The organism is Bacillus sp. ISL-75, from assembly GCF_018613095.1.
On the sequence record NZ_JAGGQX010000096.1, the window covers coordinates 1 to 6,982 of the forward strand.

7 protein-coding genes and 2 pseudogenes are annotated in these 6,982 nt (G+C 36.0%); 3 read left to right on the plus strand and 6 right to left on the minus strand.

Going from position 1 to position 6,982, the window contains the following annotated elements; genetic code table 11:
* Together J7E63_RS28960 and J7E63_RS28965 are read left to right on the plus strand one after the other, a co-directional pair.
* A partial coding sequence (locus J7E63_RS28960; RefSeq protein ID WP_215018772.1) for a ZIP family metal transporter occupies nucleotides 1–956 on the plus strand: 956 nt, incomplete at its 5' end.
* Between the two features lie 16 nt (nucleotides 957–972).
* The gene (locus J7E63_RS28965) at nucleotides 973–1,155 is read left to right on the plus strand and encodes a twin-arginine translocase TatA/TatE family subunit (protein WP_215018779.1); all 183 of its coding nucleotides are present in this window, start codon (nucleotides 973–975) and stop codon (nucleotides 1,153–1,155) included.
* 282 nt (nucleotides 1,156–1,437) lie between these two features.
* On the opposite strand, the gene J7E63_RS28970 is transcribed toward J7E63_RS28965, so the two are convergent.
* Nucleotides 1,438–2,946, minus strand: a complete 1,509-nt coding sequence (locus J7E63_RS28970; protein WP_215018773.1) for an RNA-guided endonuclease InsQ/TnpB family protein — start codon at nucleotides 2,944–2,946, stop codon at nucleotides 1,438–1,440.
* Between the two features lie 128 nt (nucleotides 2,947–3,074).
* Nucleotides 3,075–3,341 (minus strand): annotated as a pseudogene (locus J7E63_RS28975) (DUF1259 domain-containing protein); the annotation flags it as partial.
* Between the two features lie 279 nt (nucleotides 3,342–3,620).
* Here J7E63_RS28975 and J7E63_RS28980 point away from each other — a divergent pair.
* A pseudogene (locus J7E63_RS28980) lies at nucleotides 3,621–4,440 on the plus strand (cation diffusion facilitator family transporter).
* A 181-nt stretch (nucleotides 4,441–4,621) separates the two neighbouring features.
* Here J7E63_RS28980 and J7E63_RS28985 read toward each other — a convergent pair.
* The 4 genes from J7E63_RS28985 to J7E63_RS29000 all read right to left on the minus strand — a co-directional run bounded on the left by J7E63_RS28985 (nucleotide 4,622) and on the right by J7E63_RS29000 (nucleotide 6,578).
* The gene (locus J7E63_RS28985) at nucleotides 4,622–5,050 is read right to left on the minus strand and encodes a protein-tyrosine phosphatase family protein (protein ID WP_215018774.1); all 429 of its coding nucleotides are present in this window, start codon (nucleotides 5,048–5,050) and stop codon (nucleotides 4,622–4,624) included.
* Nucleotides 5,051–5,125: 75 nt separating this feature from the next.
* Nucleotides 5,126–5,545: an arsenate reductase (thioredoxin) gene (arsC, locus tag J7E63_RS28990; protein WP_215018775.1), complete on the minus strand. Its 420-nt coding sequence runs from the start codon at nucleotides 5,543–5,545 to the stop codon at nucleotides 5,126–5,128.
* Between the two features lie 13 nt (nucleotides 5,546–5,558).
* Nucleotides 5,559–6,200: an aquaporin gene (locus tag J7E63_RS28995; RefSeq protein ID WP_215018777.1), complete on the minus strand. Its 642-nt coding sequence runs from the start codon at nucleotides 6,198–6,200 to the stop codon at nucleotides 5,559–5,561.
* A 30-nt stretch (nucleotides 6,201–6,230) separates the two neighbouring features.
* On the minus strand, nucleotides 6,231–6,578 hold the full coding sequence (locus J7E63_RS29000) for an ArsR/SmtB family transcription factor (protein ID WP_214717927.1): 348 nt from the start codon (nucleotides 6,576–6,578) through the stop codon (nucleotides 6,231–6,233).
* Nucleotides 6,579–6,982 lie beyond the last annotated feature (404 nt).

The following is a 6,982-nucleotide window of genomic DNA, read 5'->3' on the forward strand; positions in this document are numbered from 1 at the left end:
TTGTGGATGATTCTGTATGGAACTTTTCAATAACTCCTGATTCAACACTTAAACGATTTGAAGATGGAAAGGTGACGATTAAGTATCCATGGGTAGAAGGTGATCCTCATACAATTCTATTAATATCTGAAAATGGGATAATAACAGAAGCTGTTATTGATGCAGCCACCTTAACTCCCGAATTTTCATGGGATAATGTGTTGAACTACGGATTTATTGGCTTCTATGTAGGAATTGTTCCCATTACATTAGGATTACTATGGTTTCCATTTATGAAACGTTTGAAAAAAAGCTGGATTAATGCCATTCTTGCTCTCACAGTTGGCCTCCTACTATTCTTATTTTTTGGTACGTTATTTGATGGATTTGAAATAGGAGCAGAAGCACCGTCAGTATTCCAAGGCAACATGGTTGTGATTATATGTACAGTTCTTTCATTTCTTTTACTGGTTGGATTTGATCAATATCAAAACCAAAGACAAAAACGAACGGGTTATTCTCCACTAGGAATTTCATTATTGATGGCAACAGGAATTGGTCTTCATAATTTTGGTGAAGGATTGGCTATTGGCTCATCATTTGCACTAGGTAAAGCTGCATTGGGTACATTTTTAGTAATCGGATTTACTCTGCATAATATTACTGAAGGGATTGGGATTGCTGCACCATTACTGAAGAGTAAGCCAAAGATTACTCAATTTGTGTTATTAGGCACGATTGCAGGTGCCCCTGCGATATTGGGAACTTGGTTCGGAGGGTTTATTTTTTCACCAATTTGGGGTGCAGTATTTTTAGGTGTTGGTGCAGGTGCCATTTTACAGGTAATATTCGTTATTTCCAAAATGCTGATGGAAGAACACAAAAAGAATAATGAACCAGTTGTATCATGGATGAATTTTACTGGATTTACGCTTGGAATATTAATCATGTATTTTACGGCTTTTTTCGTAAAATAATCAGGAGGAATTTGAAATAGCAAATATAGGAATTGGTGGTGCATTATTGATATTTGTGATTGCATTAATTGTTTTTGGGCTGAAAAAACTCCCAGAGCTCGGTCGTGCCGTAGAATCTACACTTAGAGAATTTAAACAGTCAACAAAGGGCATAATGGATGATGACCACGATAAAGAAACACCAATGCCCAAGGCATAAAAAGCACACCAATTTCGATTTAAAAAAGCAGGTAAAAAATAACGTTTACCTGCTTTTTTATATAAAATCGAGTAAAATAATTAGGATTTTAAACGTTTTTCATTCTAGAAATTACTCTTCAGTTGCTGCTTCGTTTACTCTTTTCTTGAAATCGTTATAGGTGCTCCCTTCAAATTTCACACCATTAATGAGTATCCCCATAGCTAAAGCTAGGGGTTTCGAAAGAATAGGCTTTAAAGCCGCATTGTCTTTACGAGGGCTACCACAAGTCCCGCTACTACATCAGACCGAGGCCTTCAGCTTTGCATTTCTTTTCTTTATGATAATTATTTTTCGTGGGGATTGGAGGAACTGTTTTCTCTCCAGTCCTTCGAAAACATCCTTGGTATGTTTACGGACAATATTAAAAGCTCCATTCACATCGGCATGGATCAAAATCTTAGAACCTTTGATTTTGTAAAAAGCTCTACTGCTTCTATACCCGCTAAAATTAGTTTGGTGCTCTTCCCCGTAAGTTGGAATCGGGTCATGATTCAAGAAACTAGACTTGGAGGTATAACTTTCTTCTCGAACAATGACTTGAATTCCATGTCGCTCTGCTTTGTTTCGAATCATTCCTATGAAAGTGGTATATGGGATTTGTATGAAGGTTTGTTTACTAGTCTTTTGCATATCAACCTCCATCTTCCAACCCTTATTTTTTCCAATGATGATCGTATCTATGGTTCTTTTTTTCGCAATCTCCACCACTTTTGCGCTGGCCTTATGTAAAAAATCCATGACTCGATTGTTCCTTTTTCGGTCTAATGAAGTTAATCTTGTGCTGTTAAAATTTCCTTCCTTTGGTCCTTTTCCATTTCGAAGGATACTCATGTATTTCGCTCTTAATTTGTTATAATGTTGATTGATCGATTTTAACCATTTGCCCTTGATAAGCAGAGGCTTTAGCCCCGTGTTATCGATGATAGTTGCCAGGTTATCTACGCCCAAATCAATACCCATTACTCGTTTCGGCTCAAATAGCCATTCATTTAATTGTTTTTCTGATCGTTTGATCTCTTTTTCATCTTCACTTTTAAAAACGACTTCCATTACATACCGGCCATAAGTCGGGACAATCCGCACTTGTTGTAGTTTACCATCTATATGTGCGATTTTCCCCAGTTTTAATGTAAGAGGAGTTCCTGGTAATGAAAGCACATTTCCATTTTTAATTTTGGTAATTTGATTGGTTAAATAAGAAGTCGTACGTCCATTCTTCGGTTTATACTTAGGAATCTTTGGCTTTCCTGAAAAGCTAGTAGGCATGGTTTTATATTTCTTAGAGGCTTCGAAGAAACTTTTCCAATCATCATATACCTTTTTAATTGTTTGTTGATTGGACTGTGAGGGCATAGAAAGGTAATCGGTTTGTTTCATCACTTTAAACAGTGCTTCTACAAAGTTATAGGGAAGGAATGCTTTTTCTGGATGGGGCATTTCAAATAACTTCTGTTTTGGCTCCAAAACGTGACCATTATTATCGACTTTTTTAGGCTTAGATTTGGCTCTCTCAAAACTTTTTAGACGAATTTTATTCATTTGAGGTAAATGGTCTTGAATATATGTTAGAACTTGAAGTTGATTTTCATTTCTTGTTTCTTTTTTTAAAGCTGTGTAAACCTGTCTAATAAAGTAGTTAGTAATATTGTACAAGTTTTTCGCTTTAAAACAGAGTGAGTCACAGTAGTCGAACAATTCATGTTCCGGATGAATTTGTATTTTATAGGTTCGATATATATTTCGTACCAACTAAGAACAAGCGTTCTGTTTATAATTCCATTATACCAAAGAATTTCATAGAATGTATAGTAAAATTTGCATTATCCTAAAAAATCGAACAAAAAACAGCTTATATCCACATATCTAAAGCTAGGGGTTTTACGCTGCTTTTTGATAAATGGATTAATTTCATTTTGAAGAATAACCGTTTCCCCAAGACATAATGCTAGTCCTTCACTATCAATGCTCTCAAACGAAAATGCCTGTGGAACAAACATAAAAGATTCTGCACTACGCCCTAAAACCAAGGGGTGGATGTTTGTCCGGGATTTGGTCGCTGTACAAACTCCATTAATAACAGACGGTGTAGCACCAAGGATTCTAGCAAATTCCCTGCAAAGATTAGTAGGTTGCATGTTGCTCATTTCATTCAAATTAATCATCCCCTAACAAAAATTTATCTCAGAATAAATTATTCAGAAAAACTTTTTTGGACAGGGCAGTATAATTAATTTTTTTAAGGTTGTGGTGAATGGTTAGAGCTATGGCTAGTTCAATCCTGAAACAATACTCCGAATAGTTGCCCCAGTGAAACTATTTTTCACTGCCGTTACTTAGTTTGAAGGAAGACAAAAGGTTTCTCTAGACCCACTAGAAACTTTTATTCCATAATAGTAAAGGATGAAATAGTGGGGGATAGAAGTATGAATGAACAAGGATATTTGGATCTAAAAAGAGGAGAGCGAGGAGCGATAATAAGCATTATTGCTTACATATGCTTATCTTCATTAAAATTAGCAGTAGGTTTAATAGCTAACTCTGAAGCACTAAAAGCGGACGGTCTAAATAATGCAACAGATATAATTGCATCAATTGCTGTACTGATTGGTCTTAAATTATCACAACGTCCAGCTGATGATGACCATCCATATGGGCACTGGAAATCTGAAATAGTTGCCTCAATGGTCGCTGTATATTTAATGGAAAAAATGAATCTCCAGATTTGGTATCGGCCTGGACAGGACTCTTTTGTGCTTTGGTTATGTATTTTGTTTATCGTTATAATAAAAAATTATCAGGGGAGATTAATAGCCAATCTGTTATGGCCGCAGCAAAGGATAATCTTTCAGATGCATGGGTCAGTGTAGGTACATTTATTGGTATCGTTAGGTGCCCAGTTCAATCTTCCTTGGCTCGATCCAATTACTGCTATAATTGTTGGATTACTCATCTGTAAGACAGGTTGGGAGATTTTTAGAGATGCTTCCCATTATTTGACCGATGGATTTGACGAAAAACAAATAGAAACATATAAAGAAACAATCATTAATTGTTATGGTGTAAAAGGGGTTAAAGACATCAAAGCTCGGAATTACGGGAATAACGTAGTTGTGGACATTGTGATTCTGGTCAATTCCGATTTAGATATTCGTGGAGCCCATGATATTGCAACCAAGGTTGAAAATGAATTAATAAAAGAACATAAAGTCTATGATGTTTCATGTCCACGTTGAACCTAATTAAATTAAATTAAATGCAGAAAAGTAATAATGAGTTTGGAGCCTTTCTCCAAACTCATTATTGAAATAAAATCTATCAGCAATAAGATGAAGTTTTTATTTCTATATTCATTTACTTATCCTACTTATTTTTTATCAATTTGGAAATCAGAAAGTCTTATCCCATAAATGTTAGTGTTTTATTACTAAGCATTAGGAAAGATGCGTTGCAATGCTTCTTTCATCTGAGGTTTTACATTAATTTTTGGACGAGCTGCCTTAGCTATTTTTTCTGCCTCATCAATTGTCTTCGCTTTACCTAATGACAATAAGGTTCCAACTGCAACAGTTCCTGCACGGGTGCTTCCACCACCACAATGGAAATAAACTTTTTTGCCTTCGTTATAGGCACTTACAACATGCTCAATAGACTCTTTGATTGACTCGTCTTGATGCTCTGCATCATCAACGATTGGACTATGGATACGATCGTACCCTGACTTGTTCTCATGCGACTCCGCCCGCAAATCGTAAATAACATCGGCTTTTTCATTTTCCATCATGTCCTTCACATCATCTGCTCCGCCAAAATAAATATGATCTTTAATTAATTCGTTATAGTTTTTTGTTGCCATGGTTTTACTCCACCTTTAATGTTTACTTAGTAGCATTGATAAAAGTTTTTAGTTGTTACTCTTGGCTTTTAATTCTTACTCCCCAGTTTCACCAAAACGCTTAATACGTCCTCCGATTTCATCACGGACACGTTGGAAGAAAGCCCATTTTTCTTCTTCTGTACCTTGTGCTTTAGCTGGGTCATCAAATCCCCAATGAACTCGCTTTACTTTTGGTGGAGTAACAGGGCATTTGTCAGCAGCATCACCACATAATGTAACAACTAAATCAGCATTGTTTAAATACTCAGGGTCGATAATATCAGAGGTATGATTTGAAATATCAATTCCTGCTTCTTTCATTGCTTTTACAGCATTGGGGTTAAGTCCATGTGCTTCAATCCCAGCACTGCGAACTTCCCACCCATCACCTAAGTGATTCTTAGCCCATCCTTCAGCCATTTGGCTTCTGCAAGAATTTCCTGTACATAAGAAGTAAAGTTTCTTTTTAGACATGATGCATTCTCCTTTAATTTTCGTGTAGTAGTTTATAAATCATTGCCGCACAACCTGCTCCTAGAATAGTAGCGACAATATACACCCATAGATGTTGTGTTGTACCTGATACGATGGCTGGACCAATAGATCTTGCTGGATTCATTGAAGCACCACTAATTGGACCAGCGAACATAGCTTCCAATCCTACCGTTGCACCAATGGCAATTCCTGCGAAGGATTTTACCGCTTTACCATGGACCGCAGAACCGAAGATAACCATCATCAGGAAAAAAGTAAGGATAAATTCCAAAATAAACGATTGTGACCATGATCCTCTTGGTAAGGTGGTACCGAGCATTGCAACGTTTCCAAATAAACAACACAAAGTTGCGCTTGCTGCAATCCCTGCAATGATTTGAATAATTATATAATAAAGTGCTTCTCTCTTCTTTATATCCCCATGAATTAAAAATCCAATGGTAACAGCTGGATTAAAGTGTGCACCAGATAGGTGACCAAACGAGAAAATTAGTGCCATTACAACTAGCCCAAATGTAAGGGCTACCCCTACATGAGTTAAACTTTTAGTAATCGAATCTATTACAACTGCACCCGTTCCAGCAAAAACAAGAAAATAAGTTCCTAAAAATTCGCTGATTAACTTTTTTTTCATTTTGTTTTAATCCCCTTGTTGATCATTTGCTTAACATCCACAACGAAGCGTTGGATTGCTCTTTTCAATCTGTTTGATTTTCTCTGTCTGAACTGGCACATGCTCTAAAATTTCTTCTATAAGTCCATATAAATCACTTTGTGAATTCAAGGAATAATAGATCCACTGACCTCTGCGATCCTCTTTAACTAACCCTAAATCCTTCAGTTTTCGAAGATGCTGGCTAATAGACGGCTGACTCATATCAAACACTTCAAGAAATTCACATACACAGCATTCTCTTTGTTTTAAAATAGTCACAATGGTCAAGCGTGTTTTATCCCCTAATAATTTCAAAACGTTGGCCGCTCGTTCTATTTCAACTATTGATTTCAACATTGGGACACCTTCCTTCATATAGGCAAATAATAATATACTTATTTAAAATCCATGTAATTTATGGTGTTTTAATTTTCCGTTGAATCCAAGAAATTATACTTATCGTTCATGGATTTCTAAATAGGATTCTTATAATTTAATACAAATTTATATATAACTATCTGCTTATATACTAGAGCAAGATATAATTGAATTCAAGTACACAATTGTAAAGTTAGTGTAAAAAAAAGATTAATAACCGTATCTATCAATCTTTTATTTAGAGATTATAATTATTTTTCCATTGCCATAACATCAACATATTCACTTTCTAGGATCCTCTGGTTTTTTTAAAAAATAAGGCTTTGTTATACTTGGCTGTTGATTTCCGCTCCATGCGCGTGCTTTCCGCGGGCGGTCCGGGG